At 67.2% G+C, this 26,280-nt stretch carries 19 protein-coding genes; 7 read left to right on the forward strand and 12 right to left on the reverse strand.

Going from position 1 to position 26,280, the window contains the following annotated elements; all coding sequences use genetic code 11:
• Positions 1-106 precede the first annotated feature (106 nt).
• Entirely contained in the window at positions 107-898 is a 792-nt protein-coding gene (locus HL666_RS15090; protein ID WP_172182314.1) for a helix-turn-helix domain-containing protein, read from the forward strand.
• On the opposite strand, the gene HL666_RS15095 is transcribed toward HL666_RS15090, so the two are convergent.
• Positions 868-3,450 (reverse strand): cation-translocating P-type ATPase, encoded by a 2,583-nt coding sequence (locus tag HL666_RS15095; protein ID WP_172182198.1) that lies wholly within the window; start codon positions 3,448-3,450, stop codon positions 868-870. The two genes, HL666_RS15090 and HL666_RS15095, sit on opposite strands and share 31 nt — an antisense overlap.
• A gap of 191 nt (positions 3,451-3,641) precedes the next feature.
• On the opposite strand from HL666_RS15095, the gene HL666_RS15100 reads away from it, so the two are divergent.
• The 4 genes from HL666_RS15100 (at position 3,642) to HL666_RS15115 (ending at position 9,966) form a co-directional block, all read left to right on the forward strand.
• The gene (locus tag HL666_RS15100; RefSeq protein ID WP_172182199.1) at positions 3,642-4,508 is read left to right on the forward strand and encodes a beta-keto acid cleavage family enzyme; all 867 of its coding nucleotides are present in this window, start codon (positions 3,642-3,644) and stop codon (positions 4,506-4,508) included.
• A 119-nt stretch (positions 4,509-4,627) separates the two neighbouring features.
• Positions 4,628-6,226 carry an AMP-binding protein gene (locus HL666_RS15105; RefSeq protein WP_172182200.1) on the forward strand — a complete coding sequence of 533 codons (1,599 nt, stop codon included), beginning with the start codon at positions 4,628-4,630 and terminating at the stop codon, positions 6,224-6,226.
• A 138-nt stretch (positions 6,227-6,364) separates the two neighbouring features.
• Positions 6,365-7,981, forward strand: a complete 1,617-nt coding sequence (locus HL666_RS15110; protein WP_172182202.1) for an acyl-CoA carboxylase subunit beta — start codon at positions 6,365-6,367, stop codon at positions 7,979-7,981.
• A 17-nt stretch (positions 7,982-7,998) separates the two neighbouring features.
• The gene (locus HL666_RS15115) at positions 7,999-9,966 is read left to right on the forward strand and encodes an acetyl/propionyl/methylcrotonyl-CoA carboxylase subunit alpha (protein WP_172110598.1); all 1,968 of its coding nucleotides are present in this window, start codon (positions 7,999-8,001) and stop codon (positions 9,964-9,966) included.
• Positions 9,967-10,085: 119 nt separating this feature from the next.
• On the opposite strand, the gene HL666_RS15120 is transcribed toward HL666_RS15115, so the two are convergent.
• The 5 genes from HL666_RS15120 to HL666_RS15140 all read right to left on the reverse strand — a co-directional run bounded on the left by HL666_RS15120 (position 10,086) and on the right by HL666_RS15140 (position 14,836).
• Positions 10,086-10,448, reverse strand: a complete 363-nt coding sequence (locus HL666_RS15120) for a response regulator (RefSeq protein ID WP_172110367.1) — start codon at positions 10,446-10,448, stop codon at positions 10,086-10,088.
• Positions 10,435-11,817 (reverse strand): sensor histidine kinase, encoded by a 1,383-nt coding sequence (locus HL666_RS15125; RefSeq protein ID WP_172110366.1) that lies wholly within the window; start codon positions 11,815-11,817, stop codon positions 10,435-10,437. The genes HL666_RS15120 and HL666_RS15125 overlap by 14 nt, the downstream gene beginning before the upstream one ends.
• Before the next feature lie 285 nt (positions 11,818-12,102).
• On the reverse strand, positions 12,103-12,408 hold the full coding sequence (locus HL666_RS15130) for a c-type cytochrome (protein ID WP_172182203.1): 306 nt from the start codon (positions 12,406-12,408) through the stop codon (positions 12,103-12,105).
• 12 nt (positions 12,409-12,420) lie between these two features.
• Positions 12,421-13,170, reverse strand: a complete 750-nt coding sequence (locus HL666_RS15135; RefSeq protein WP_172182205.1) for a CBS domain-containing protein — start codon at positions 13,168-13,170, stop codon at positions 12,421-12,423.
• 103 nt (positions 13,171-13,273) lie between these two features.
• Positions 13,274-14,836, reverse strand: coding sequence for an AMP-binding protein (locus HL666_RS15140; RefSeq protein WP_172182207.1), 1,563 nt, complete (start codon positions 14,834-14,836; stop codon positions 13,274-13,276).
• A gap of 319 nt (positions 14,837-15,155) precedes the next feature.
• On the opposite strand from HL666_RS15140, the gene HL666_RS15145 reads away from it, so the two are divergent.
• Positions 15,156-16,343 carry an ABC transporter substrate-binding protein gene (locus HL666_RS15145; RefSeq protein WP_172110362.1) on the forward strand — a complete coding sequence of 396 codons (1,188 nt, stop codon included), beginning with the start codon at positions 15,156-15,158 and terminating at the stop codon, positions 16,341-16,343.
• A gap of 60 nt (positions 16,344-16,403) precedes the next feature.
• On the opposite strand, the gene HL666_RS15150 is transcribed toward HL666_RS15145, so the two are convergent.
• Genes HL666_RS15150 through HL666_RS15165 form a run of 4 tightly spaced genes read right to left on the reverse strand, consistent with a single transcriptional unit; the run spans position 16,404 to position 21,013 of the window.
• Positions 16,404-16,796 carry an MAPEG family protein gene (locus tag HL666_RS15150; protein ID WP_172182208.1) on the reverse strand — a complete coding sequence of 131 codons (393 nt, stop codon included), beginning with the start codon at positions 16,794-16,796 and terminating at the stop codon, positions 16,404-16,406.
• A gap of 26 nt (positions 16,797-16,822) precedes the next feature.
• Entirely contained in the window at positions 16,823-17,905 is a 1,083-nt protein-coding gene (locus tag HL666_RS15155; RefSeq protein WP_172182210.1) for a lipocalin-like domain-containing protein, read from the reverse strand.
• Positions 17,895-20,357: an FtsX-like permease family protein gene (locus HL666_RS15160; protein ID WP_172182211.1), complete on the reverse strand. Its 2,463-nt coding sequence runs from the start codon at positions 20,355-20,357 to the stop codon at positions 17,895-17,897. Before HL666_RS15160 ends, HL666_RS15155 begins: the two co-directional genes overlap by 11 nt.
• Positions 20,354-21,013, reverse strand: a complete 660-nt coding sequence (locus tag HL666_RS15165) for an ABC transporter ATP-binding protein (RefSeq protein ID WP_172182212.1) — start codon at positions 21,011-21,013, stop codon at positions 20,354-20,356. Before HL666_RS15165 ends, HL666_RS15160 begins: the two co-directional genes overlap by 4 nt.
• Before the next feature lie 258 nt (positions 21,014-21,271).
• On the opposite strand from HL666_RS15165, the gene HL666_RS15170 reads away from it, so the two are divergent.
• Positions 21,272-22,582 carry an MFS transporter gene (locus tag HL666_RS15170; RefSeq protein ID WP_172182214.1) on the forward strand — a complete coding sequence of 437 codons (1,311 nt, stop codon included), beginning with the start codon at positions 21,272-21,274 and terminating at the stop codon, positions 22,580-22,582.
• 241 nt (positions 22,583-22,823) lie between these two features.
• Here the strand turns inward: HL666_RS15170 and HL666_RS15175 are convergent, their stop codons facing one another.
• A complete protein-coding gene (locus HL666_RS15175) occupies positions 22,824-24,542 on the reverse strand; it encodes an N-acyl-D-amino-acid deacylase family protein (RefSeq protein WP_172182215.1) in 1,719 nt (572 codons plus the stop codon).
• A 357-nt stretch (positions 24,543-24,899) separates the two neighbouring features.
• Positions 24,900-26,123 (reverse strand): MFS transporter, encoded by a 1,224-nt coding sequence (locus HL666_RS15180; protein ID WP_172182217.1) that lies wholly within the window; start codon positions 26,121-26,123, stop codon positions 24,900-24,902.
• Between the last annotated feature and the right edge of the window lie 157 nt (positions 26,124-26,280).

The raw sequence follows: 26,280 nt of genomic DNA on the forward strand, positions 1-26,280 counted from the left end.
CGGCAGTCGTCGCCGATGACAGCGGCGCGAATTGCGCTATGGTTCTCCTTCAAAGAAGCGACCGTCAGAGTCGCGTCTCAGGAGGAAGACCATGGATGCGAAGACCATGGACGTGACACGCCGGGATTCCGGCCATCTCATGCTGATCACGCCCGAGCGCGTCTTCTACGCCGGGCTGCTCGGCCGGCCGCGCCAGCGCTGCTCGGGCGCGTTCCATATCTATGTCGCGCTGACCGGCAGCCTCAGGCTATTGCCCGAGGGCGGCGAGGCGCGCTGCGGCGAACTGCTGGTGGTGCCGCCGAACAAGCAGCACACCATCGAGAGCGATTACCGCACCGTCATCGTCGTCACCATGGAGCCGGAGAGCGTGCCGATCGGCACGCTCGATCGTTTCGCGGCCAAGGTCGCGCGCGAGGCGGAGGCCTATGCCTGCCGCATCCGCGCCGCCTATGAGGAGCTGGAGCAGCGGCCGCTCAGCGGCGACGTCACCAGCGCCGTGTTCGACCGGCTATGCTTCGGCGAGGTGCTGCCGCAGCGGACGCTCGATCCGCGCGTGGTCAAGGCGATCGGCCTGATCAGCCGGTTCTCCGGCGAGCCCGCGACAGCGGAGAGCTGCGCCGCCGCGGTGGGCCTGTCGACGTCGCGCTTCCTGCATCTGTTCAAGGAGGAGACCGACATCTCCTTCCGCTCGTTCCGCGCCTGGAAGCGCGCGCGGCACCTGCTGAACTACGCCAACCAGGATCTCAACCTGGCGCATCTCGCGCAGGACATCGGCTATCCCGATTCCACGCATTTCAGCCACTCGATCCGCCGCTTCTACGGCCTGAAGCCGCGCGCGATCTTTTCCGGTTCGCGCGATCTGGCGATCTATCGCGCCGGCGAGGCGGCGTTGACCTGAGTCCCTCCGGCTGGGCGCCGTGTCAGCGCGGCGCGCAGCGGGAATTTGGACAGCTCCAGCACGATCAGCGTGCTGATCGCGGCCGCCGCGGTCAGCGCGAGGTCGTCGGCGTGCAGCGGCCCGAACTTGAACAGCGCGGCGACCGGCGGCGCGGTCAGGCTGGTCGCGAGCACCGCGATCACGATCGCGATCACCAGCAGCAGCACGCGGTTCGGCCGCAACAGGGCGTCGCGCAGCGAGCTCGAGAACGAGCGGTTGACGAAGATCAGGCTGACGATCACCGAGACCAGGGTGAAGAACACCAGCGCGCGCAGCTCGTCGTCGGGCATGCCGTTGCGATGCGCCAGCAGCAGCACGCCGCCGGTGGTGAGGATCGCGAGGAAGCCCTGCAACGCGCCCCACAACACCAGCGGTCGCGGCAGCAGCGGCTCCTGCGGATCGCGCGGCGGCCGCCGCATGACGTCGTCTTCCTCGGTCTCCGCCTCGAACACCAGCGAGCAGACGGGATCGATGATCATCTCCAGGAATGCGATGTGCACCGGGCCCAGCAGCAGCGGCAGGCCGGTGACGAGCGGCAGCAAAGCGAGGCCGGCGATCGGGAAATGCACGGCGAGGATGAAGCTCATCGCCTTGCGCAGGTTGTCGTAGATGCGCCGACCCAGCCGGACCGCCTTGACGATCGAGCCGAAATCATCGTCGAGCAGCACGATCGCGGCGGCCTCGCGCGCGACGTCGGTACCGCGGCCGCCCATCGCGATGCCGATATGCGCGGCCTTCAAGGACGGCGCGTCATTGACGCCGTCGCCGGTCATGGCGACGATCTCGCCGTCGGCCTTGAGCGCGGAGACGATGCGCAGTTTCTGCTCCGGCATGATGCGCGCGAACGCAGTCGGCGTGCGCGCGGCCTGCGCCAGGGCGTCGTCGTCGAGCTCCGCAAGTTCGGGGCCGGTGATGATGCGTTCGGGATCGAGCCCGGCCTGCCGCGCGATCGCCGCCGCGGTCGCCGGATAATCGCCGGTGATCATGATGATGCGGATGCCGGCGGAGCGGCATTCGGCAACGGCGCTCGGCACCTCCGCCCTCAGCGGATCGGCGAAGCCGACGAGACCGCAGAAGGTGAAGGCCAAGTCCTGCTGCGTCTCAGGAAGCGCGCCGCCGCCCCAGCGCGCCCTGGCGACGCCGAGCACGCGCAGCCCCTCGGCGGCGAGCGTTTCGATACCCGCCTGTAGCTCGATCAGCTCGGTGCCGCCGAGGCCACACAGCGTTGCAATCGCTTCCGGCGCGCCCTTGGCTGCGGCCATGAGGACGCCGTTGCGCGACCAGACATTGGTCATCGCGAGCAGATCTGGCCGCAGCCCGTAGCGTCGCTGCAAGGCGGCGTCTCCGGTCGCGTCCGTGTCGAGGGCTTGCAGCGCCTTTTCCATCGGGTCGTGCGACTGCGGGTCGCAGGCCAGCACCGCGGCCGCGACGAGGTCGCGGAACTCAGCCGTCACGGCATCGGACGAGGCCGTCGCAGGCCGCAGCATCGCGCCATCGGGACGCACCAGCCGCGCCACCATCATGCGGTTCTGCGTCAGGGTGCCGGTCTTGTCGGTGCACAGCACGGTGGCGGCGCCGAGCGATTCGATCGCCGCAGCCCGCCGCGTCAGCACGCGCGCCTGCGAGATGCGCCAGGCGCCCATTGCCAGGAACACCGTCAGCACGACCGGGAATTCCTCGGGCAGCATCGACATGCCCAGCGCAATGCCGGCCAGCAACCCTTCCAGCCAGCCGCCGCGATACAGCGCGTAGAGCACGACCGTGATCGCCACCACGACGGCGCCGCCGATCGCGAACGCCATGACGAGACGCCGCGTCTGCTGCCGGAGGCGGGGCGTCTCCGTCTCCAGCGCGCTCACCGACTGGCCGATCCTGCCGATGGCGGTGCGCGGCCCCGTCGCCGTCACCTCGGCGATGCCGCCGCCGCGCACCACGAGGCTGCCGGAGAACACGAAGGGCAGGTCGTCGCCGCCGGCCACGGCCGTCGCGTCCATGGCTTCGCCTGCGGCCGGCCGCTTGCGCACGGGCACGGATTCTCCCGTCAGCAAGGATTCATCCGTCAGCAGATCGTCGCATTGCCGCAGCATTGCGTCGGCGGCGACGCGGTCGCCCTCGGCCAGCACGATCAGGTCGCCGCGCACCACCTCGCGACCGGCGATGCGGACGCGCTCGCCGTCGCGGATCACCAGCGCGCGCGGGCTGGACAGATCGCGCAGCGATTCCAGCACGCGCTCGGTGCGCGCCTCCTGCACGATGGTGATGAGCACCGAGGCGGAAGCGAAAACCCCGAGCAGAACCGCCTCGGCCGTGTCGCCGAGCGCGAGATAGATGCCCGCGCCGGTCAGCAGCAAAAGCAGCATCGGTTCCTTCAGCACGTCGGCGATCAGGCGCAGGATCGACCGTGTGCCGGTCTGTGGCAGTTCGTTGAATCCCTCCGCCTGGAGACGCCGGGCCGCTTCTGCTGCGTTCAGCCCGTCTGGAATGATCGGCGCCGGTTGTGTGTCGATTGGCATTGCACGCTCGGTGAGGAGGGCGGACAGGAACCGCTTAGCGTCGATCGCCGATCTCGGGCTTGACGCAAAGCAATAAGGGGAGTGCGCCGGTTCGACCAGCGAGTCAACGCAAGCAGATTGTGCCGTGACGTCATCATAGTGACGCAGATCTGCACAGCGCGCGCCTGCGCGAGCCCTACCGAACGAGTGCCATGAGCGACAAAGCCGTCATCACCTGCGCGCTGAACGGCGTGCTCACCGATCCCAGGCAGCACCACGTGCCGGTCACGCCGGAGGAGATGGCGCGCGAGGCGCGCCGCGCCTACGACGCCGGCGCTGCCATCATGCACATCCATCTGCGCCAGCAGGCGCCGGGCAAGGGGCACCTGCCATCCTGGGACGTGAACGTCTCACGCGAGATCCAGCAGGCCATCCGCGAGGCCTGCCCCGGCGTCGTGATCAATCACACTTCGGGCGTCTCGGGTCCGAACTATCAAGGTGCGCTGGATTGCATCCGGGAGACGCGGCCGGAAATCGCGGCCTGCAATGCCGGCTCGCTGAACTACCTGAAGGTCAAGGCCGACAACAGCTGGGCCTGGCCGCCGATGATGTTCGACAACTCGGTCGAGAAGATCGGGGATTATCTCGCCGTCATGAAGGACGTGAACACAATCCCGGAGTTCGAGTGCTTCGACGTCGGCATCGTGCGCTGCGTCGGCATGTACCGGCAGACCGGGATGTATTCAGGTCCGCTCGAATACAATTTCGTGATGGGCGTGGCGTCTGGCATGCCGGCCGATCCGGAGCTGCTGCCGATCCTGCTCAAGCTGAAGCTGCCCGAGGCGCATTGGCAGGTGACCGCGATCGGCCGCGCAGAGATCTGGCCGCTGCACCAGCGCTGCGCCGAGCTCGGCGGTCATCTGCGCACGGGTCTCGAGGATACGTTCTATCTCGGCGACGGCACCAAGGTGACCTCGAACGGCCAGCTGATCGAGGCCATCGCCGCCTGCGCCCGGCGCGCGGGCCGCGAGATCGCGAGCCCCGCCGAGGCGCGGCAGATGTTCGGCACGGTGAACTGAATTCAGCTGTCGTTATTCCGGGGCGCGCGTCAGCGCGAACCCGGAATCTCGCTTCGCAATGTCTGGATTCCGGGTTCGCGACTGCGTCGCGCCCCGGAATGACGAACAAGAGGATGGATATGACCAATCTCGACGCCACTGGCGGCGTGTCGGGCCCTGGCCGGATCGGCCGCGTGGCCATCGGCGATCTCCTGAAGCGCGCAGCGCAACGCTTTCCGGATCGTGTCGCGATCACCGACGGCGGCCGCCAGGTCACCTTCACCGAGCTGGAGCGCGATGCCAACCGCTTCGCGAACTGGCTGGTCGCCAAGGGCTTGAAGCCGGGCGAGACGATCTCGACGGTCTGCAACAACTCGGTCGAGTTCGTCAAAGCACTGTTCGGCATCCATCGCGCTGGTCTGGTCTGGGTGCCGATCAACACCATGCTCGGGCCGGCTGACATGGACTACATCCTCGGTCACGCCGAGGTGCGCTTCGCTGTTATCGACGACAATCTGCACGCCCAGCCGGAGCGCCGTGCCGCGCTGGAGAAACGCGGCGTCGAGCTGGTCGCGGTCGACCTCACCGGCACGGCCAGGGACGCCGGGCTTGCCAGCTTCAACGACCTCATCCAGGGCCAGTCGGACGTCGAGCCGGACATCGAAATCAACGATCGCGATCTCGCGATGATCATCTACACTTCCGGCACCACGTCGCGGCCCAAGGGCGCGATGCATTGCCATCTCGCGGTCGTCATGGCCGTCATGAGCAACTGCATAGAGATGCAGCTGTCGCGCGACGACGGCATCACCGGGCAGTTCCCGCTGTTCCATTGCGCCGGCCATGTGCTGCTCTTGAGTTATCTCTCGGTCGGTGGCCGCATGGCGCTGATGCGCGGCTTTGATCCGGTCGCCTGCATGGAAGCAATCGTGCGCGACCGCCTCACCGTGTTCGTCGGTCTGCCCTTGATGTACCAGGCGATCCTCGACCACCCCCGCCGCAATGAGTTCGATCTCTCGCATCTGCGCACGTGCCTGTACACGATGGCGCCGATGAGCCGGCCGCTGCTGGAGCGCGCCATCAACGAGTTGTGTCCGAACTTCGTGCTGACCAGCGGCCAGACCGAGATGTATCCGGCGACGACGATGTCGCGCCCTGAGGTCCAGCTCAACCGGTTCGGCAATTACTGGGGCGAGTCGCTGTTCGTCAACGAGACCGCGATCATGGACGATTCCGGCAATCTGCTGCCACCAGGCGAGATCGGCGAGCTGGTGCATCGCGGACCCAACGTGATGATGGGCTACTACAAGGACCCGAAATCGACCGAGGACGCCCGGAAATTCGGCTGGCACCATACCGGAGACCTCGCGGTCATCGACAACGGCGAGGTGCTGTTCCTCGACCGCAAGAAGGATATGATCAAGTCCGGCGGCGAGAACGTCGCCTCGGTCAAGATCGAGGAGACCCTGCTGGCGCATCCGGCGGTGCAGAACGTCGCCGTCGTCGGCCTGCCGCACCCGCAATGGGGCGAGGCGGTCTCGGCCTTCGTCAAGCTCAAGCCTGGCGCGCAGGCGAGCGAGAGCGAGCTGCTGGAGCATTGTCGGAAATCGCTCGGCGGCTTCCAGGTGCCGAAGCTGGTGCGCGTGCTCGAGGAGATGCCGATGACCGCCACCGGCAAGCTGCGCAAGGTCGAGCTGCGCCAGGCCTATGGCGAGCATTTTGCGGCGAAGAGCGCGTGAGGCCTGCCACAAACTCCATCGTCATTCCGGGATGGCCCGAAGGGCCAGGCCGGAATCCATACGCCCGATCGTGGTTATGGATTCCGGGCCCGCGCTTCACGCGCCCCGGAATGACGAGCAATAACGAGATCGTTGCTCATGGCTACCATCGAAAACACCATCTCTTCCACCGGCGCCGCCTTCCAGGCCAACCGTGACGGCATGCTTGGACTGATCGCGCGGATGCGCGATCTCGAGTCGCGGACGCGCAATGCCTCGGCGGCCGCCAAGGATCGCTTCCATCAGCGCGGCCAGCTGCTGCCGCGCGAGCGCGTGGCGCTGGTGCTCGATCCCGGCGCGCCGTTCCTGGAGCTGTCGACCCTTGCAGGCTACATGTTCGACACGCCCGATGCGGCCAAGAGCGTGCCCGGCGGCGGCGTGATTGCCGGCATCGGCTTCGTCTCCGACGTGCGCTGCATGGTCTCGGCCAATGATTCCGGCATCGATGCCGGCGCGCTGCAGCCCTATGGCCTGGACAAGACCCTGCGCGTGCAGGAACTGGCGTTGGAGAACAGGCTGCCTTACGTACAGCTGGTCGAGAGCGCCGGTGCCAATCTCCTGCGATATCGCGTCGAGGATTTCGTTCGCGGCGGCAACATCTTCCGCAACCTGGCGCGGCTGTCGGCGGCGGGGCTTCCGGTGGTCACCGTGACGCACGGCTCGTCGACCGCGGGCGGCGCGTATCAGACCGGCCTGTCCGACTACATCGTCATGGTGCGCGGCCGGACCCGCGCGTTCCTGGCCGGACCGCCGCTGCTCAAGGCCGCGACCGGCGAGATCGCGACCGAGGAGGAACTTGGCGGCGCCGAGATGCACACCGCGATCTCCGGACTTGGCGACTACCTCGCCGAGGACGATCGCGATGCGCTGCGCATCGCGCGTGAGATCATGGGCAAGCTGAATTGGGACCGGCCGTCGCATGACGCGTTACAGGCCAAGCCGCCGCGCTACGACCAGGACGAGCTGCTCGGCATCATGCCGCTCGACCACAAGCGTCCCGTCGACATGCGCCAGATCATTGCGCGTATCGTCGACGACAGCGACTTCGTCGAGATGTCACCGAACTACGGGCCCGCCACTGTGTGCGGCCACGCCCGCATCGAGGGGCAGGCGATCGGCATCGTCACCAACAACGGCCCGCTCGATCCGGCCGGCGCCAACAAGGCGACGCATTTCATCCAGGCCTGCTGCCAGAGCCGCACGCCGATCCTCTATCTCAACAACACCACCGGCTACATGGTCGGCCGCGCCTATGAGGAGGCCGGCATGATCAAGCACGGCTCCAAGATGATCCAGGCGGTGACCTCGGCGACGGTACCGCAGATCACGATCTATTGCGGCGCCTCGTTCGGCGCCGGCAATTACGGCATGTGCGGCCGCGGCTTCCATCCGCGTTTCTGCTTCTCCTGGCCCAATGCCAAGACGGCGGTCATGGGCGGCGAGCAGGCGGCGGAGACGATGGCGATCGTGACGGAAGCGGCCGCCGCACGCCGCGGCAAGCCGGTCGAGCGCGACAAGCTCGATGCCATGAAGGCGCAGATCATTGGGGTGTTCGACAGCCAGATGGATGTGTTCGCGACCTCGGCGCGCGTGCTCGACGACGGCGTGATCGATCCGCGCGACACCCGCGCCGTGCTCACTGAGGTGCTGGCGATCTGCCGCGAGGCGGAGGCGCGTGAACCGCAACGGATGCAGTTCTCGGTGGCCAGGCCATGAGCGGAGAGATGACGAGGATGCAGCGCAGGCCGTTCCACAAGGTGCTGATCGCCAACCGCGGTGAGATCGCGTTGCGCGTCATGCGCACCGCGCGCCGGCTGGGCTACGGCGTGGTGGCGGTCTATTCCGACGCCGATGCTGACGCTCCGCATGTGCGGCTTGCCGATCAGGCGGTCCGCCTTGGTGCGCCGCCGCCTGCACAGTCCTATCTCAACATCGCGGCGATCATCGCGGCCGCCAAGGCGACCGGTGCTGACGCCGTGCATCCCGGCTACGGCTTCCTCGCCGAGAACGAAGACTTCGCGCAGGCCTGCAAGGAGGCCGGGCTGGTCTTCATCGGTCCGTCGCCCGAGGCGATCAAGGCGATGGGCAACAAGGCCGGCGCCAAGGTGATCATGAGTTGCGCCGGCGTGCCCTGCGTACCCGGCTATCAAGGCGAGGATCAGGGTGACGAGGCGATGTTGCGCGAGGCGCGGCGCATCGGCTTTCCGGTCATGATCAAGGCGGTGGCCGGTGGCGGCGGCCGCGGCATGCGGCTGGTGACGGATGCGGCTGCGTTCCCGGACATGCTGCGCAGTGCGCGTTCGGAGGCCGCTGCGGCATTCGGTGACGGCACAGTGATCCTGGAGAAGGCGATCGCCAACCCGCGTCACATCGAGATCCAGGTGTTCGGCGATGGCCATGGCAATGCCGTCCATCTCGGCGAGCGCGACTGCTCGGTGCAGCGGCGGCATCAGAAGCTGATCGAGGAGGCGCCGTCCCCGGCGGTGACACCAGAGCTGCGCGCGCGCATGGGCGCCGTGGCGGTGCAGGCGGTGAAGGCACTCAACTACGAGGGCGCCGGCACCCTGGAGTTCCTGCTCGACGGCGACGGCCAGTTCTACTTCATGGAGATGAACACCAGGCTGCAGGTCGAGCATCCCGTCACCGAGGCGCTCACCGGTCTCGACCTCGTCGAGTGGCAATTGCGCGTAGCTGCCGGCGAGCCGCTGCCGCTGCGCCAGGAGGAGATCGGCTTCGTCGGGCATGCCATCGAAGTCCGACTGTGCTCCGAGGATGCCGACCACGATTTCATGCCGCAATCGGGACGAATGGCGCTGTGGCAGATGCCGGAAGCGCTCCGCGTTGAGCATGCGCTGGAATCCGGCGCAGAGATTCCTCCGGACTACGATTCGATGATCGCCAAGCTCATCAGCCATGGCAGGACCCGCGAAGAGTCCCGCGCAAGGCTGATCGCGGGACTGGAGCAGGCAATCGCGTTGGGTGTGACGACCAACCGGTCTTTCCTCACGTGCTGTCTGCGCCATCCGGCCTTCGCTGCCGGGAAGGCGACCACCGCCTTCATCGCCGCGCATCGCGACGAGCTGCGCGCGCCGGACGTCGAATCGTCGACCGTGGCGCTCGCTGCTTTGCTGCTTTCCGTAAGCCATCCGCTCGCTCACCCGGTCCGCAGCGGCCGCTCGCTGGCGGCCGCCTTTGCAACGCCGCTCCGTTTCGAGATCGGCGGCGAGGTCCGGGAGTGCGAGCTCCTGCGCGAGCGCGACGGAACCTTTCGTGTGACGCAGGACGGCGCGGAGCATCGCTGCGAGGTCGTTTCGCTCGCGGCGGACACCGCTCGCGTTCGTCTGGCCGGCATCCTGGAGAGCGCGCGCTTCGCTCGCGACGGCGATCGGCTGTTCGTGCAGCATCGCGGCCAGACGCTGCAAATCCATGACCTGACGCTGGCCCGGCCGCAGTCCACGGCGGCGGCCGGAGGCGACGGCAAGGTACGCGCGGCGTTGAACGGTCGCGTGGTCGCGGTGCTGGTCAAGCCGGGCGATGAGGTCGCGGCGGGACAGCCGGTGCTGACGCTCGAAGCGATGAAGATGGAGCACGTTCATACGGCCGGGATTGCCGGGACGGTAGCCGCGATCGAGGTCGCCGAGGGCGACCAGGTCACGACCGGACGGATCGTGGTGGAAATCGCGGGGGCGATTGCGAGCTGAGAGTTGCAGCGGGATCTGCAGCAAAATTGATCTGGCCCTTCGCGACGCCTGTGAGCGCCACATCCTTCGGCCTGCACCTCGTCCCGACCCTCTCAGCTCCGCTCACGGCATCGCCTGTCTCACCGCGGCAATTGCCGCTTCAACGCCGCCACCAGCCGCGAGGTCTGGAACGGCTTCGACAGCAGCGGAGCGGCGGCGAATTCTTCCGGGCATTGATCGACGGAATAGCCGGTGACGGCGACGAAGGGCACGTCGGCGGCGATGAGGGCGCGGGCGATCGGCGCCGATGTCTCCTGGCCGAGATTGACGTCGAGCACGGCCAGGTCGCAATGGTGCCGTTCCAACAGATAGAGCGCCTTGTCGACCGTCGGCGCCACGCCGATGACGACGAAGCCTGCGGCTTCCAGCTCGACCGCGAGATCGAATCCGATCAGGGGATCGTCCTCGACGATCAGGACATGGGTCTGTTCAGCGGCGCGCATAGGCACGATCGCGGCTGAGGCGTTTCAGGGGGCACCTCAGGTGCCAGCAAAGTCCGGTGGGCAGAAACTGGACCTCGACCGTTCCATCCAGGCCGGAGCGGACCATGTCGGCGATGACACGGCTGCCGAATCCGATGTGCTCGGGGGGCGAGACCTCCGGTCCGCCGTGTTCGCTCCAGGTCATGTCGAAGCTGTCGTCGATGCGTGTCCAGCGGACGGTGATCCGCCCGTCGTCGTTCGACAGCGCGCCATATTTGGCAGCGTTGGTGGCGAGCTCGTGCACCGCCATGCCGATGGATTGCGCCGCCTCGGGCGTCAGCTCGATCTGTGGACCATCGACCGCGATGCGGTTGCCGATCAGGTCGCTGAACGCGCCGAGCTGCGAGCGGACGAGGCCATCGAGCGGAATGAAGCGCCAGTCGTTCTGGATCAGCAGATCCTGATTGCTCGCGATCGCCTGCAGGCGCTCCAGGAAGCGGCTGAGGTCGAGCGGCCGGCCATGCCTGGTCATTTGCCGCGCGATCGCCTGCACCAGCGACAGCAGGTTCTTGCTGCGGTGGTTCACCTCGGCCAGCAGGGTGCGCAACTGCTCCCTCGTCTGGCGCTTGTCGGTGATGTCACGCACGATCTTGGAGGCGCCGATGATGCGGCCGGTGGAATCGCGGACCGGCGAGACCGTCACCGACACGTCGATCAGCGCGCCATCCTTGCGCAGGCGAACGGTCTCGAAATTGTCGATGATCTCGCCGGAGACCACGGTCGCGAGGATCCGGTCCTCCTCGACCTGACGCTCCGGCGGAATGATGGTGCGGATCGACCGGCCGATCATCTCGTCTTCAGAAAAGCCGAAGATGCGCTGGGCGCTCTTGTTCCAGCTGGTGATCGTGCCGTCCAGCGTCTTGCTGACGACGCCGTCGGACGAGGAGGCGACGATGGCGGCGAGCATTGCGGCGCCACGCTCGGCCTGCTTGGTGACGGTGACGTCGCGGATGATGGCCGAGATTCCGATGATCGCATCCCGTGCATCGCGAATCGGCGAGAACGTGATGGAAACCTCGATCGGCCGGCCCTGCTTGGTCAGCCGGACCGTTTCGAAGCTTTCGAGCGAGTCCCCCGTGCCGATCCGGGCGCGAATGGCGCGGGCATCCTCCGCCAATTCCGGCGGAATGATGTCGTAGATCGGCCGGCCGATCATTTCGGCTGCGGTAAAACCCAGCATCCGTTCGCAGGCTGCATTCCAGCTGCGGATCACGCCGTCGGGGGTCGTGCTCAGGATCGCGTCGGCCGCGGACGCGACGATCGCGGCCAGATAGGCCGTGTCGTCATCGGCCGGGCGTGGGGCGGGGGAGGCGCCGGGCATTCCGTGCACGTCGCAGGCTCCTTGCTAACAGGTCGGCAGAGAAGACGCCGCGCACCCGATTACCAACTTGTTTGTGTACGAATGCAAGGGCTATCTCGATCGCTGCTTGTTGTTGGTTTTCCCGGCAACGAGGACAGGGGGCCCTGCCGTCGGCGGACCATGCGTGGCCACCCGACGTGCTCCAGCCTACGGCGGCGAGTACACATAACGCGAACCTGACAGTTTTGTTCCAACGGATCCGGCTGAATTGGCGGTGAGGTCCCGGCCTGATCCGACGCCCGGTGCTCCGCGCACCTACTTCCTCAGGCTGAGGATATAGAAAGCAATGTCGGCCGCATCGGTTGCGCTGAGCGGGTTGTTCGCCATCGTCGCGTGGGGAAGCTGGAGGAACTGGACCAGCATGTCCCTCGTCACGCTCTCCCTGGCGGCAATGGCGGCGAACGGACGGGCGCGGCGGAACTTGCTCGGCTCGGCGGCCACTATGTGGCAGGCGGCGCACCAGCGCTCAGCGAGCTGGCGCCCGTGGGCGAGATCCTCCGCCGCCGCCGGCGCGGCGATCAGGATCGGCAGCAACATCGTGAATGCGATCGCGCGGCGCAAAGGCTGCACTCCTCACAGCGGCTGGTCGTCCTCGGTCGACGGCTGGTCCTGCAGCGAGACGATGTCGCCGCCGCCGAACTCCTCCTCTGGCGGCGGGTAGACCCACATGTGGTCGCGGACGTCCCTGACGCCCTGCACACTCTTGGCGGCCACGATCGCCGTAGCCCGCTCCTTCTCATTGCGCACCGCGCCGGTCAGGTGCGCGATACCGTTGCGGACGACGACGTTGAAGCGGCAATGCTTGCAGGCGGCCTGATCGAGCGAATCGAGGATGGCGCTGCGCAGCCCGTCATCGTCGGGGGTGGGGCCGGGCACGGCGGCCGACAGATCGGCGATCGTCTGAACGAAATCCGTGTGCGTCACCATGCCGGCCAAGTGATCGCCGCTCACGACCGGCAGACGCTTGATGTTGTGCTTCTCCATGATCCCGGCGATTTCCGTCAGGCTGGCATCGGCGCCGACGGTGACCGGTGGCCGGCTCATGATGTCGCCGACGGTGCGGCCGTGGGAATGGACGAAGTCGGCAGCGATGCGGCCGCGGCCGACCAGGAGGTCGAGCCAGCGGCCTTGCCTGCGCTCGGTGCCGAGCTCGGCCCGGCGCAGGAAATCGCCGTCGGTGACCATGCCGACGAGCCGACCGGAGGCGTCGACCACCGGCAGTCCGCCGATGTGGTTGCGCAGCATGATCCGCGCCGCCTCGGCCACAGGGGTTCCGGGCGTCACGGTGATCACCGATCGTGTCATGATTTGATGAGCGCGCATGGCGTGGTCTCGCGAAATCGCTGCGGTCGCAATCGACGAAGGATAGCTCTGCCGCTCGCCCCGGGATTGACCAGGATCAACGCTTTGCGCCTGCGCCCGGCGCCTACACGATCCGCGACGTCTTGTTGCCCCAGTAGCGGTCGCGCAGCAGGCGCTTGTAGAGCTTCCCGGTCGGCAGCCGCGGCAGCTCCTTCTCGAAGTCGATCGAGCGCGGCACCTTCTGCCGCGACAGCGACTGGCGGCAGAACGCGATCAGCTCCTCCTCCAGCTCAGGGCCCGGCATGATGCCCGACATCGGCTGGATCACCGCCTTCACCTCCTCGCCGAGATCCGGATTGGGCACGCCGAACACGGCGGCATCGGCAACCTTGGGATGGGTGATCAGCAGGTTCTCGCATTCCTGCGGATAGATGTTCACGCCGCCGGAGATGATCATGAAGGTGGCGCGGTCGGTGAGGTAGAGATAGCCGTCGGCATCGACATAGCCGACGTCGCCCACGGTGCTCATGCTGCCGTCGGCGGAGCGCGCCTCCCTGGTGCGCTCGGGATCGTTGAAGTACTCGAATGGCGAACCGGTCTTGAACCACACCGTGCCGGCGGTGCCGGTTGGACAGGGCTGCATGTTCTCATCGAGGATGTGCAGGTCGCCGAACAGCACCTTGCCGACGGTGCCGCGATGCGCGAGCCATTGCTCGCTGTCGCAGGCGGTGAAGCCGAGCCCTTCGGTGGCGCCGTAATACTCGTGGATGATCGGGCCCCACCAGCGGATCATGTCCTCCTTGACCTGCGCCGGACAGGGCGCGGCCGCATGGATCGCGACCTCCAGCGAGGAGAGGTCGTAGCGGGAGCGAACGTCGTCCGGCAGCTTCAGCATGCGCGAGAACATCGTCGGCACCAGCTGGGTGTGAGTGATGCCCCATTGCTCGACGAGCTGGAGATAGCGCTCGGGATCGAACGTCTCCATGATGATGGCCGTGCCGCCCGTCCGGATGGTGAGGTTGACGGCGGCCTGCGGCGCGGAGTGATAGAGCGGCGCCGGCGACAGATAGATCATGCCCTCGCGATAGCGCCACAGCTTCTCGAGGAAGTCGAAGATAGGCAGTTGCTGCACCGGCGGCTGCTCGGGCAGTGGCCGCAGGATGCCCTTCGGCCGGCCCGTGGTGCCGGAGGAGTACAGCATCGCGGTGCCGACGCTCTCATCAGCGATCGGCGTCGCCGGCAGTCCGGCGGTGGCCTCCTGCAGTCCGACGATGCGCGCGCTCTCGCCAAGCTCGCTGCCATGCCCATCGGCGACGATGCACAGCTCGATGCCGGGCGCTTGCTTCAGCGCCTCGCGCGCGACGTCGAGCTTGGCGAGCGAGGTGATCAGGAGCCGCGACTGGCTGTTGTTGAGGATGTAGGCGAGCTCGCCCGGCGTGAGATAGGAGTTCACGCAGGTGAAATAGAGCCCGGAGCGCTCGCCGGCGCCGCACGTCTCGAGATAGCGGCTGTTGTTCTCCATGAAGATCGAATAGTGGTCGAGCCGCTTCAGGCCGTGCCGGCGGAACAGATGCGCCAGCCGGTTCGAGCGCGCCTCCAGCTCGCGATAGGTCACGGCCTCGCCGGTCGAGGCCATGATGAAGGCGGGCTGTAGTGGGCGCAGCCTTGCGTGCTTGCCGGTGTACATGTGTCCTCCCACTCGAGCGCCGGCTGCAGGGCACGCGATGGCGGAGCGGCGCCGACGATGGCGCCTCGACACGACGACGCGCCGCGGGTGCTGCCGCGTCACGCCCTCAGGCTGCTTCCTGCCATGCACGCCATCCCCGCGGGACGGCTCTTTGTTGCTTGACCGCGAATGTAGCGGAGGAACCCGGTGCTCTCAACACGGCTCTCAGCCCATTGGCCGAGGCGGGAAGGGATGGGCGCGGCCGGGGTTCTGGCATAACATGACCCCGGCATTCCAACCGAATGACGCGTCACAACGAAGAAACTCTGGGAGAGACCACATGAAATCGGGCTTGCTGGCTTTTGCTGCTGCTGGTGCGCTGCTCACGGCGGCGCCGGCGTCGGCACAGGTCAAGATCGGCATCCTCAACGACCAGTCCGGCGTCTATGCGGACTATGGCGGCAAATATTCGGTCGAGGCCGCCAAGATGGCGGTAGAGGATTTCGGCGGTGAGGTGCTCGGCCAGAAGGTCGAGCTGGTCACGGCCGACCACCAGAACAAACCGGACCTCGCCTCCACGATCGCGCGGCGCTGGTACGACACCGAGGGCGTCGACATGATCACGGAGCTGACGACCTCGTCGGTCGCGCTCGCGATCCAGGAGCTGTCGAAGGAAAAGAAGAAGATCGACATCGTCGTCGGTGCGGCGACCTCGCGCATCACCGGCGATGCCTGCACGCCCTACGGGTTCCACTGGGCCTACGACACCCGCGCGCTGGCGGTCGGCACCGGCGGCGCGCTGGTGGAATCCGGCGGCGACACCTGGTTCTTCATGACCGCCGACTACGCCTTCGGCTACGCGCTGGAAAAGGACACCAGCGACATCGTGACATCCAAGGGCGGCAAGGTGCTGGGCTCGGTGCGCATTCCGCTCAACTCGTCGGACTTCTCCTCCTTCCTGCTGCAGGCGCAGAGCTCGAAGGCCAAGATCATCGGGCTCGCCAATGCCGGTCTCGACACCACCAACTCGATCAAGCAGGCGGCGGAGTTCGGCATCGTCAAGGGCGGGCAGAAGCTCGCCGGTCTTCTCATGACCCTGTCGGAGGTGCACGGCCTCGGGCTCGAGGCGGCCCAGGGGCTGGTGCTGACCGAGGGATTCTACTGGGATCACGACGACAAGACCCGCGCCTTCAGCGAGCGCTTCATGAAGCGCACGGGGCGCATGCCCAGCATGATCCACGCCGGCACCTATTCGGCGACGCTGTCCTATCTGAAGGCGGTCAAGGCTGCCGGGACCAAGGACTCCGATGCCGTCGCGGCGAAGCTGAAGGAGCTGCCGGTCGACGACGCCTTCGCCCAGGGCAAGGTGCTCGCCAACGGCCGCATGGTTCACGACATGTATCTGTTCGAGGTCAAGAAGCCGTCGGAATCGAAGAAGCCGTGGGACTACTACAAGCAGCTCGCCACGGTGCCGGGCGACAAGGCCTTCTTCTCCGCCAAGGACAGCGGCTGTCCGCTGACGAAGTGACAGCCACGATAGCGGTGTCGTCCCGGCGAAAGCCCGGGACGACCGCGAAGGGCGGGGCCATCAGCCGTGCAGCATCCGCCACAGGATCGCGATCAGCGCGCCGGCCAGCAGAACGGACGCCGCCAGCGCCTGCACGCCGAAGCCGGGGCCGCGCTTCTCCGCGGCCTTGGCGTAGGACACCATGTACATCGCGCGGCCGGCGATCCAGACCAGGCCGATCAGCGCCGCGATGCCGTCGCTGACATAGACCGCGAACAGCCACATCGCCGGCAGGAAGATCGGCAGCCATTCCAGCGTGTTCGCCTGCACCCGATAGGTGCGCTCGAAATCGAGGTTGCCGGTGACGGCCGGCGCCTTGACGCCGAACCTCGCGCGCGCCTGCGCGACGCGGACGCCCATGTAGAAATAGAGCGTGAGCGCGAGCACGCTGACGAGTGCGGTGAAGTGATACATGCGCAATTCCCCCTGATGACGGCTTCTCAATATCCCGTCAGCTCGAGATAGCCTACCCCCGTGTGGCTGCCCTTGAAGCTGATCGGCCCTTCCCAATAGGGCACGCGAGTGCCCATCCAGGCGTTCGGATTGAGCGGCGCCGTGTCGATAGCGATGCCGAGCGAGGCGATCTCGACCCGCCAGCCGACCGGCAGCTTGCGCTCGCCGACCGCCACCGTCTCCTTGGGCATCATCATGACGCCCTCGGGGCCGAGCGGGCGCGAGACGCCATCCGCCGTGATCCAGGTGCCGGACGTGTAGTCGCCCTGGCCCTGCCGCATCCGGTACAGCATCAGCTTCTCGCCGCCGGAGAAATGCAGCGCGAACCAGTCCCAGCCGCTCTGGTCTGAGGCCAGCGGCTGGCTGCTCCATTCGCGGTCGAGCCAGGCCTGGCCTGTGACCTCGACCGGCTTGTCGTCGAAGCTGATGCGGCCGCGGACGCGGTAGAACGGCTGGCTGTAGTAGTAGGACGCTTGGCCGCGCTCCGATTTGCGGCTGTAGCCGCCGATGCCCTGCAGCACCACCGGACGGTCCGCCTCCAGATGCAGCGCATAGGAAAAGTCGGCCGCGCTCGCGGTCATCTCAAGCGGTGCCAGCGACTGATCATCGGTCTTGTCAGTGCCGCGCAACTGCCAGTCGTCAATCCAGGCCTGGAACGGCTTGGCCTCGACGCCGGCCTGCCCGACGCCGCCGCGCGCAAATTTTTCCGTCGAGCGATGGCTGCCGGCGCGGGTGACCGCCGCATGCGCCATCCATAGCTGCTGATTGTCGAAGCCCTCGCCCTGCGGCCCCGGCCGCGCCGCCGAGCGGAACAGGGTCCATTGCAGGCCGTAAGCCTTGCCGCCGCCGTCGCTGAGATTGGCGGTCACGTACCACCATTCGATGCGGAAATCGTCATGCAGCCCGTGATCGGCCGGGAAGGAAAACGCTCGGCCCGGGGTCACCGGCGCAAAGCCGTCGGCGCTGTCGCTGAGGCCCGCAAAGCCCTGCGCATAGGCAAGCCGCGGCAGCGCCAGCAGGCCAAGGCCGCCGATCAGGCCGCGGCGCGTGATGGTCGTTCTAGCGCTCAATGGTGAAGGTCCTCACCAATTGTGCCGGCTGCATCCGCGCCAGCCGCAGCACCGGCAGCAGCGAGGCGATCAGCGCCGCGACGAGCGTGACGGCGAGCAACCGGATCAGCTGCAGCGGAAACACGTCGAACGGCAGCCGCCAGCCGAACGCCTTCACGTTGACGATCGCGATCAGACACCACGCCACGACGAGCCCGAGCGGCAGCGCCAGCAGCGCGGTGAGCCCGGCCAGCGACAGCGTCTTCAACAGCTCCACTTGCGCCAGCCGCCGCCGCGTCAGCCCGATCGCCCAGAGTGGCGCGAGCTGCGGCAGCCGTGAATTGGCCAGCGTCAGCAGGCTCGTCAGCAGCGCGATCGCGGCGACACCGAGCGTGAAGGTGTTGAGCGCCCCGGTCACCGCGAAGGTGCGGTTGAAGATCTGCTTCGACTCCTGCTTCACCGTCGCCTGGTCGACGACGTTGCGGCCGTCGAGCCCGAACTTGTCGCTGAGCGCCGCGATCAGCCCCGCCACGTCGGCGGGCGCCGCGCGCACCGCCATCCGGGTGATGGGCGTGGCCGGGAAGCGGCGCGTCAGCGCCGCAACGTTGACGGTGACCTGTCCCTTCGGATTGCCGTAGTCGGCATAGATGCCGGCGACGGTGATGCGCCAGTCGCCGGTGGGCGCGGGAATATCCAGGCTATCGCCGACCGCGAGATCGAGCCGCCGCGCCAGCTGCTCGCTGACGAAGCCGGCATCGCCGCGCACCAGCTGCTTCCACGCGGCGCCGCCTGCCTGCAGCAGGGGCCAGTGATCGCGATAGGTCTCGTGATCGGGAAGGCCGAGCACGTCGATCGGCGCGCCGGCCAGCTGCGCCTCGGCGCGGCCGCCGGGCAGCACCGCCTGCGCGTCGGGCCGCGTCCGCAGCCAGGCCTGGATGTCGCGTGTCTGCGCCTCATCGGCCGCGCTGATGTAGATGTCGGCGGCGAGGCGTCCGTCGAGCCAGACCAGGAAGGTGCGGTTGAAGGTCTCCACCATGGTCGCGACGCCGACATTGACGGCGAGCGCCAGCAGCAGCGCCATGAGCGCCAGCGACAAGCCCGAGATCTGCTGCCGGCTGTCCGCCCAGAACCATTGCGCCAGCGCCGCGCGCGCGCCGCGCTCGCCGAGCCGCAGCACCAGCTCCAGGATGGCCGGCAGCAGCAGCGCAGCGCCGAGCATCATGGCTGCCAGTACGCCGAAACCGGCGAGCAGCGATTGCCCGAGCCAAAGCAGCAGCCCCGCCGCAACGAAGAAGGCAAACGCGACGGCGCTCTGCAGCCGCAGCCAGCGCCGCTGCGCCTCCTGCCAGGCGTAGGGCTGCGCCGTGGCGAGGATCGGCAGCCGCATCGACTTGATCAGGCTCGTCGTCGCCGCGGCGAGGGCGCCGGCGATGCTGATGGCGAGGCCGGCGAGCCACCATTCCAGCTGCAGGCTCAATTCGCCCGGCACCTGCGCGCCATACAGGCCGCGCAGTGACGCGGCCACGTTCGGCAGCAGCGCGGCTGCGATGAAATAGCCGCACACCAGCCCGACGAGGCCTGCCACCAATGCGAAGGCAATGAGCTCGCCGATCAGCACGGCATTGAGCTGGCGCGCCGACACGCCGCAGGCGCGCAGGGTGCGCAGCACCGGCAGGCGCTGCTCGAAGGCCAGCCCGATCGCGGAGTTGACGATGAACAGGCCGACGACGAAGGACAGCAGGCCAAACGCGGTGAGGTTGAGATGGAAGCTGTCGGTCAGCCGCTCCAGGTCGGTCTCGGCTTCGGGCTGCACCAGTTGCAGCCGGCCGCCGCCGAAGTTCTGCAACGGCGGCAGCTTGGCTGATGTCTTGCCGACCAGCAGGCGCGAGATCTGGCCGGACCTGCCGAGCAGCCTCTGCGCGTCGCCGATGTCGACCACGAGGATGCCGGGTGCGAGCTGCTGCTGCGCCATCAGTGGCGGCAGCAGGGCGTCGTTGCTCAGCCGCGGCGCCGCGCCGTCTTTCAGTCCGAGATCGGTCAGCGTCTCCGGCGAAATCAACGTCCGATGCGGCGGGGTCAGAAACGCCTCGAGCTCGCTGCGTCCGACGGTCGGCGCGTCGCCGACCTCGCGGGGGATGCTGAACGGCTCGATGCCGAGCAGCCGGATCGAGCGGCCGTCGATCTGCACGCGGCCTTCGATCACCGGCGACACCGGCCAGCCGGCACGGCGCAATTCGGCGAACACGCCTTGCGGCAGCATCTTGCCGTCGGTCGCGACCAGCATCGGCGTGCGCGCGCCGCCGAAGATCGCGGCGGCGCGATCATAGGAGCTGCGCGCCTGCTGGTTCAGCGCCTGCACGCCGCTCCACAATGCGGTGGCCGAGATCAGTCCGATCAGCAAGGTCGCGAACTGCATCGGATGCCGCCGCCAGTGACTGAGCAGCACGGCGAGAATCCACAGCGCGCGCGTCATGCGACGCGCCCGGCATGCAGATGGACGTGGCGGTCGAGCATCGCCGCGAGCCGCGCGCTGTGCGTCACCATCAGGAAGCCGCAGCCGGTGCGCGTGACGAGGTCGCGCGTCAACGCCATCACCTCGTCGGCGGTGTCCTCGTCGAGATTGCCGGTCGGTTCGTCCGCGAGCAGCAGGGCCGGCTTGATGGCCAATGCGCGGCCGATCGCGACGCGTTGCTGCTGGCCGCCCGACAGCTGCTCCGGATAGCGCTTGAGCAATGTCGTCAGTCCCAGTCGCGCGACCAGCTCGGTGTGCCATGCCGGGTCATGCCGTCCGGCCAGCCGCGCCTGAAAGCTGAGATTGTCGGCCACCGACAGGCTCGGCACCAGGTTGAACTGCTGAAACACCAGGCCGAGCCGCTCGCGCCGGATTGCCGCGCGGCCGGCATCGTCGAGCGCGCCGACCGATGCTCCCTCGAGCACGATCTCGCCGCCGTCAGCCGCATCGAGCCCGGCGATGAGATGCAGCAGCGTGCTCTTGCCCGAGCCGGATTCACCGGTCAGCGCGACACGCTCGCCGGAGGCGACAGTGAGATCCACGCCACGCAGGACGTTGATCGGCTCGCCGCCGGATCGATAGGACTTGGTGAGATGACGGACGTTGAGCACGAGCATGATCGAGGTTGTTGCGTCACAACATAACAAGGGCCAACGCGAACATCACGTGCTCGTTCGCCGTCACGGCCGTGATGTGATCGGTCGCGTGCTCGTCAGCAGGTTGCGGATCCGCCCTTGTGCAGCCTCGAAGGGCGAATTCCCGCGTTGCAGCAACAACTTAGCTCGCGATCTGGTTGCCTGCGAAGCCGCTTCGTGGGTAGCATCGTCGAAACGCCCGGACGACAGGGGCGGATCATAACAAAGAGGGGAAGGAACATGGCTGCGCCAACGACGCTCACGGGCACATCCCGCGCAAGCTCGACACCCACGCCGAAGGGCGCCTGGAAGATCACCTTCCTGCTGTTCCTGTTCATGCTGGTGAACTTCGCCGACAAGATCGTGGTCGGGCTCGCCGGCGTGCCGATCATGTCCGAGCTCAATCTGAGCGCCGAGCAGTTCGGCCTGCTCGGCTCCTCCTTCTTCTTCCTGTTCTCGATCGCCGCCATCGTGGTCGGCTTCGTCGTCAACAAGGTGCCGACGCGCTGGGTGCTGCTGGTGCTGGCGCTGATCTGGGCGGTGGCGCAATTCCCGATGGTCGGCACCGTCGGCTTCACCACCTTGCTGATCTGCCGCATCATTCTCGGCGCGGGTGAAGGGCCGGCCGCGTCCGTCGCCATTCACGCCGTCTACAAATGGTTTCCCGACGAAAAGCGTGCGCTGCCAACGGCTATCCTGTCCCAGGGCTCCGCCTTCGGTGTGATCCTCGCCGTGCCGGCGCTGAACTGGATCATCGTGAATCATGGCTGGCACTATGCGTTCGGTGCGCTCGGCATCGTCGGCCTGATGTGGAGCGCAGCGTGGCTGTGGCTGGGCCGGGAAGGCCCGCTGGCCGATATCGAGTCGGCCGACATGCGCGAGCAGCGGGTGCCCTATCTGCAATTGCTGACGTCCCGCACCTTCGTCGGCTGCGTTGCCGCCACCTTCGGCGCCTATTGGGCGCTGTCGCTCGGGCTGACCTGGTTCACGCCGTTCCTGGTCAAGGGTCTCGGCTTCTCGCAAGCGCAGGCCGGATTCATCTCGATCCTCCCCTGGGTGTTCGGTGCGTGCGTCGTGCTGACCACTGGCTTTGCGTCGCAAATGCTGATGGCGCGCGGGGTGTCCACGCGCATGGCTCGCGGCGTGCTCGGCGCAACGCCGCTCGTGATCGGCGGCATCCTGATGGCGTGCATGGCGCATGTCGACGGCGCTTCGGCCAAGATCGCGCTGCTCGTGGTCGGATCGGGGTTGTGCGGCTCGATCTACGTCGTCTGCCCGCCGATGATCGGCGAATTCACGCCGGTTGCCCAGCGCGGCGCGGCCATGGCGATCTACGGCGCGCTGTATACGCTCGCCGGCATCGTTGCGCCCGTCGTGATGGGCAAGATGATCCAGGCCTCGGGCAGTCTGCTGGACGGCTACATGTCGGGCTTCACCATCAACGCCGTGATCATGGTGATCTCCGGCCTGCTCGGCCTCGCGCTGCTGTGGCCGAACACCGAGCGCGCCCGCCTGCAGTCACATCAGGCTGCCGCGCCGGAATTTGCGTGAGCCGAGGTGCGCAACGCGCGGCCAATCCCCGGTGTCATCCCGGACAAGCGCGCGGCACGCGCGCGCCGATCCGGGATCCATAACCCCAGGGAGACGTTCGAGGCACGAACGTCGACCATACCGCCAAAGCTACAACCGCCGCGGCGTATGGATCCCGGGTCGGCGTCCGCCAAAGCGCGTTGCCGGACACGACTCCGAACATGAGGCGGCTCTGCGGCAAGCCGAAGCTGATGGCTGGCCGTTATTGCACCCCGGCTCTCGCCCCCCTGACCAGCCGCCCCGGCCGCGCGCCGGTGGCCTCGCCGTGCCGGCGCGTCACCACACCAGACACGATGGTCGCCTCGTAGCCGTCGACCTCCTGCATCAGGCGGCGGCCGCCGACCGGCAGGTCGTAATGCACCTTGGGCGGATGCAAGTGGAGCCGATCATAGTCGATGACGTTCAGGTCGGCCTTGTAGCCGGGCGCAATTAGGCCGCGATCGTCCAGGCCGACGGAGAGCGCGGTCTTGCGCGACTGCGCGGCGACGACGAACGGGATCGACAGTCTGTCGCCGCGCTTGCGGTCGCGCGTCCAGTGCGTCAGCAGATAGGTCGGGAAGCTGGCGTCGCAGATGATGCCGCAATGTGCGCCGCCGTCGCTGAGGCCTGGGACGCTTCTGGGATCGCGCAGCATCTCATAGGTCGCATCGAGATTGCCGTCGGAATAGTTGAGGAACGGCACGTAGAGCATGCCGCGTCCGCCATCCGTCAGCATCGCGTCGTAGGCCAGTTCCTCCGGCCGGCAGCCCCTGGCGCGCGCTTGTGAACCGAGCGACCGCTCCGGCGGCTGTTCGTAGTCCGGCGGATCGCCGAGCAGGTACATCTTGTCGTAGTTCGGCTTGAAGAACAGCGGATCGTCGGTCGCGCTGGCCTGCTCGCTCAGGATCGCTGCGCGGAGCTGGGGGTCGCGCATCCGCGTGACGCGCTCGGCAAGCGGCAGGTGCGCGATAGCCTGGTAGCTCGGATGCGTCTGCAACGGGTTGCGCGACAGCTCCAGCCCGAGCAGCAGCCCGACCGGGCGCGCCGCGATCTGCGCCGTCACCGACAGGCCGCGCGCAGCGGCGGCATTGATCTCGGCGAGCGTCTGCCGCCAGCGCTGCGGCGCGCGGTCGTTTTGCGTCACCGAGAACGAGATCGGGCATTTGGTCTGATCGGCAATGCGCAGCATCATCGGCAGGTCTTCATGGATGGTCGAGATGTCCAGCACAAACTGCAGCACGCTGCGGCCGGCGCCGTGCATGGCGCCCGCGATGGTCGTCAGCTCGTCCTCGCCGGCCTTGAGCGTCGGCGTGTAGTCGCCGGTCGAGGTGCGGTGATTGAGCGTGCGCGAGGTCGAGAAGCCAAGCGCGCCGGCCTTGACCGCATCGCGCGCCAATGCGGCCATGGCACGGTTGTCGTCGGCGGTGGCGGGATCGCGGCGCGCGCCACGCTCGCCCATCACATAGACGCGCAGCGCCGCGTGCGGCAGCTGGGCGCCGATGTCGAGATCGAAATTGCGCTTGGCCAGCCATTCCATGTAGTCGGGAAAGCTTTCCCATTCCCAGGGAATGCCGGCCTCGAGCACCGGCTCGGGAATATCCTCGACGCCCTCCATCAACTGGATCAGCCGCTGATGATCCGCCGGCCGGCACGGCGCGAAGCCGACGCCGCAATTTCCCATGATCGCCGTGGTGACGCCGTTCTGCGACGACGGCGAGATGTCGTGGCTCCAGGTGACCTGGCCGTCGTAATGGGTGTGGACGTCGACGAAGCCGGGCGTGACGAGCTTGCCGCGCGCATCGATCTCCTCGCGGCCGGATGCCGCGATCTTGCCGACCCCGACGATACGGCCGTCCGCGATCGCGACGTCGGCGTCATAAAGCTCGCCGCCCGAACCGTCGGCAACGGTCCCGCCGCGGATCACGAGATCTGGCTGCGTCATGGCGTGTCTTCCCCGGATGTTGTTGTTTGCCCGTATCATCGGCCGGTGGACGATGATGTCAACATGCGGGAGGTGAGGACAGCGTTGCGCGAAAAAGCTGCCGCCATCGCGGTGCCCAATACAGCGCCCTCGCCCCTTGTGGGAGAGGGCATCGCCGGCCCATCCACTCGCTCGGTTGGGTGAGGGGTCTCTCTCCACGCGTGCAACTCGCGGAGAGAGACCCCTCACCCGACCAAGCTTGCCGCTCTGTCCTACATGCCCTCTCCCACAAGGGGCGAGGGCGCAGTCACGGGCACTGCGCTCATCTCCGCATGTCAATCTTGCGTTGATGGGCTGACGGGTTGCTGACGATGCCAGCTACGCCTTCGCCTTCTTCGGCTCCGTAAAGAACGCCAGCACGATGGTCAGCAGCATGAACACGACGGAGGTGCCGAACACCCAGCGCGGCGCGTTCATGTCCATGATCCAGCCGAACAGCAGCGGGCTGACGACGCCGGCGAAGTTGAAGCCGGTGGAGACGATGCCGAAGGCGCGGCCGGCAGCGCCCGCGGGAGCGGCATTGCGCACCAGCATGTCGCGCGAGGGCGCGATCACGCCGCTCATGAAGCCCGCGGTCAGCATGATCGCGACCAGCAGCACGGTGGGCAGGCTGACGAAGGTGATGATCAGCACCAGCACCGCATTGATCGCGTAGGCAACGGCGGCGACCAGATTGTGATGGCGGATGCGGTCGGCGAGTTGGCCGCCGGCGAGCACGCCGACCGCGCTGGCGCCGAGGAAGGCGGTCAGTGCGATGTTGGCCGTCGAGAACGAGATGCCATAGCCGTTCATGAAAGCGACCACGCCGAAGCTGGAGATGCCGGCGTTGGACAGGCTGAGCAGCATGAAGAACACGGTCAGCAGCATCAGCATCGGCGTGAGCAGGCTGGGCTGCTTGATCTTGGTGCCGTCCGCCTTGGTGTGATGCGGATGCGGCGGCACCTCAGGCACGTTGCCGACGAGCAGCAGCAGCGCGGCGAGCGGACCGACCAGGCCGGCGGCGATCAGCGCGCCGGAGCCGCCGACCGTGGTGACCAGCGCCGCCATGACCGCCGGCGCCACCGCGCCGCCGAGATAGCCGGCGAAGGTGTGCACGCCGAAGGCACGGCCCATCCGGCTCTCTTCCATATGCGCCGACAGCAGCGCGTAGTCGGAAGGATGATACACGGCGTTGGCGAGGCCGAGCAGCACCGCCGAGACGATGAGGCTGGTGTAGGTCAGGTAGACGCCGAGGATCGCCAGCGACAGGCCGCCGAGCGTCAGGCCCAGCAGCAGAATGCGGCGGGCGCCAGCACGGTCCACGAGATAGCCCACCGGCGCCTGGGTCAGCGCCGAGACCACGGCGAACACCGTGAGCGGAAAGCCGAGCTCGACATAGCCGACGCCGAGCTTCTCCTTCAGGTAGGGAAACAGCATCGGCAGCACCAGCATGTGCAGGTGGCTGACCCAATGCGCCAGGGAGATCAGCGCCAGCGTGCGCAGCGAGGAGGCGGTCCGGACCGGTGCCGTGGTGTGTTGCGATGCGGCGAGAACGTCAGCCATGCTCGATCCGTTGGGCTCCCGACGTCAGTGATGAAACTGGAGGGCGCGTTGCCGGCAAACCGCCGAGACTCCCGCAATGAGGGCGCGCGACACAACGCCACACTATCGGAATGCGGTTCATTGTCCATGAACGCGGGCGCATGGCACCTGCGCGCGC

The sequence above is a fragment of the Bradyrhizobium aeschynomenes genome, assembly GCF_013178945.1.
Classification (GTDB): domain Bacteria; phylum Pseudomonadota; class Alphaproteobacteria; order Rhizobiales; family Xanthobacteraceae; genus Bradyrhizobium; species Bradyrhizobium aeschynomenes.

What these genes read in the sequence shown, in the direction of transcription:
- HL666_RS15090 (WP_172182314.1), top strand. Translation starts at nt 107, where the DNA reads ATGGACGTGACACGCCGGGATTCCGGCCATCTCATGCTGATCACGCCC.
- HL666_RS15095 (WP_172182198.1), bottom strand. Translation starts at nt 3,450, where the DNA reads ATGCCAATCGACACACAACCGGCGCCGATCATTCCAGACGGGCTGAAC.
- HL666_RS15100 (WP_172182199.1), top strand. Translation starts at nt 3,642, where the DNA reads ATGAGCGACAAAGCCGTCATCACCTGCGCGCTGAACGGCGTGCTCACC.
- HL666_RS15105 (WP_172182200.1), top strand. Translation starts at nt 4,628, where the DNA reads ATGACCAATCTCGACGCCACTGGCGGCGTGTCGGGCCCTGGCCGGATC.
- HL666_RS15110 (WP_172182202.1), top strand. Translation starts at nt 6,365, where the DNA reads ATGGCTACCATCGAAAACACCATCTCTTCCACCGGCGCCGCCTTCCAG.
- HL666_RS15115 (WP_172110598.1), top strand. Translation starts at nt 7,999, where the DNA reads ATGCAGCGCAGGCCGTTCCACAAGGTGCTGATCGCCAACCGCGGTGAG.
- HL666_RS15120 (WP_172110367.1), bottom strand. Translation starts at nt 10,448, where the DNA reads ATGCGCGCCGCTGAACAGACCCATGTCCTGATCGTCGAGGACGATCCC.
- HL666_RS15135 (WP_172182205.1), bottom strand. Translation starts at nt 13,170, where the DNA reads ATGCGCGCTCATCAAATCATGACACGATCGGTGATCACCGTGACGCCC.
- HL666_RS15140 (WP_172182207.1), bottom strand. Translation starts at nt 14,836, where the DNA reads ATGTACACCGGCAAGCACGCAAGGCTGCGCCCACTACAGCCCGCCTTC.
- HL666_RS15145 (WP_172110362.1), top strand. Translation starts at nt 15,156, where the DNA reads ATGAAATCGGGCTTGCTGGCTTTTGCTGCTGCTGGTGCGCTGCTCACG.
- HL666_RS15150 (WP_172182208.1), bottom strand. Translation starts at nt 16,796, where the DNA reads ATGTATCACTTCACCGCACTCGTCAGCGTGCTCGCGCTCACGCTCTAT.
- HL666_RS15160 (WP_172182211.1), bottom strand. Translation starts at nt 20,357, where the DNA reads ATGACGCGCGCGCTGTGGATTCTCGCCGTGCTGCTCAGTCACTGGCGG.
- HL666_RS15165 (WP_172182212.1), bottom strand. Translation starts at nt 21,013, where the DNA reads ATGCTCGTGCTCAACGTCCGTCATCTCACCAAGTCCTATCGATCCGGC.
- HL666_RS15170 (WP_172182214.1), top strand. Translation starts at nt 21,272, where the DNA reads ATGGCTGCGCCAACGACGCTCACGGGCACATCCCGCGCAAGCTCGACA.
- HL666_RS15175 (WP_172182215.1), bottom strand. Translation starts at nt 24,542, where the DNA reads ATGACGCAGCCAGATCTCGTGATCCGCGGCGGGACCGTTGCCGACGGT.
- HL666_RS15180 (WP_172182217.1), bottom strand. Translation starts at nt 26,123, where the DNA reads ATGGCTGACGTTCTCGCCGCATCGCAACACACCACGGCACCGGTCCGG.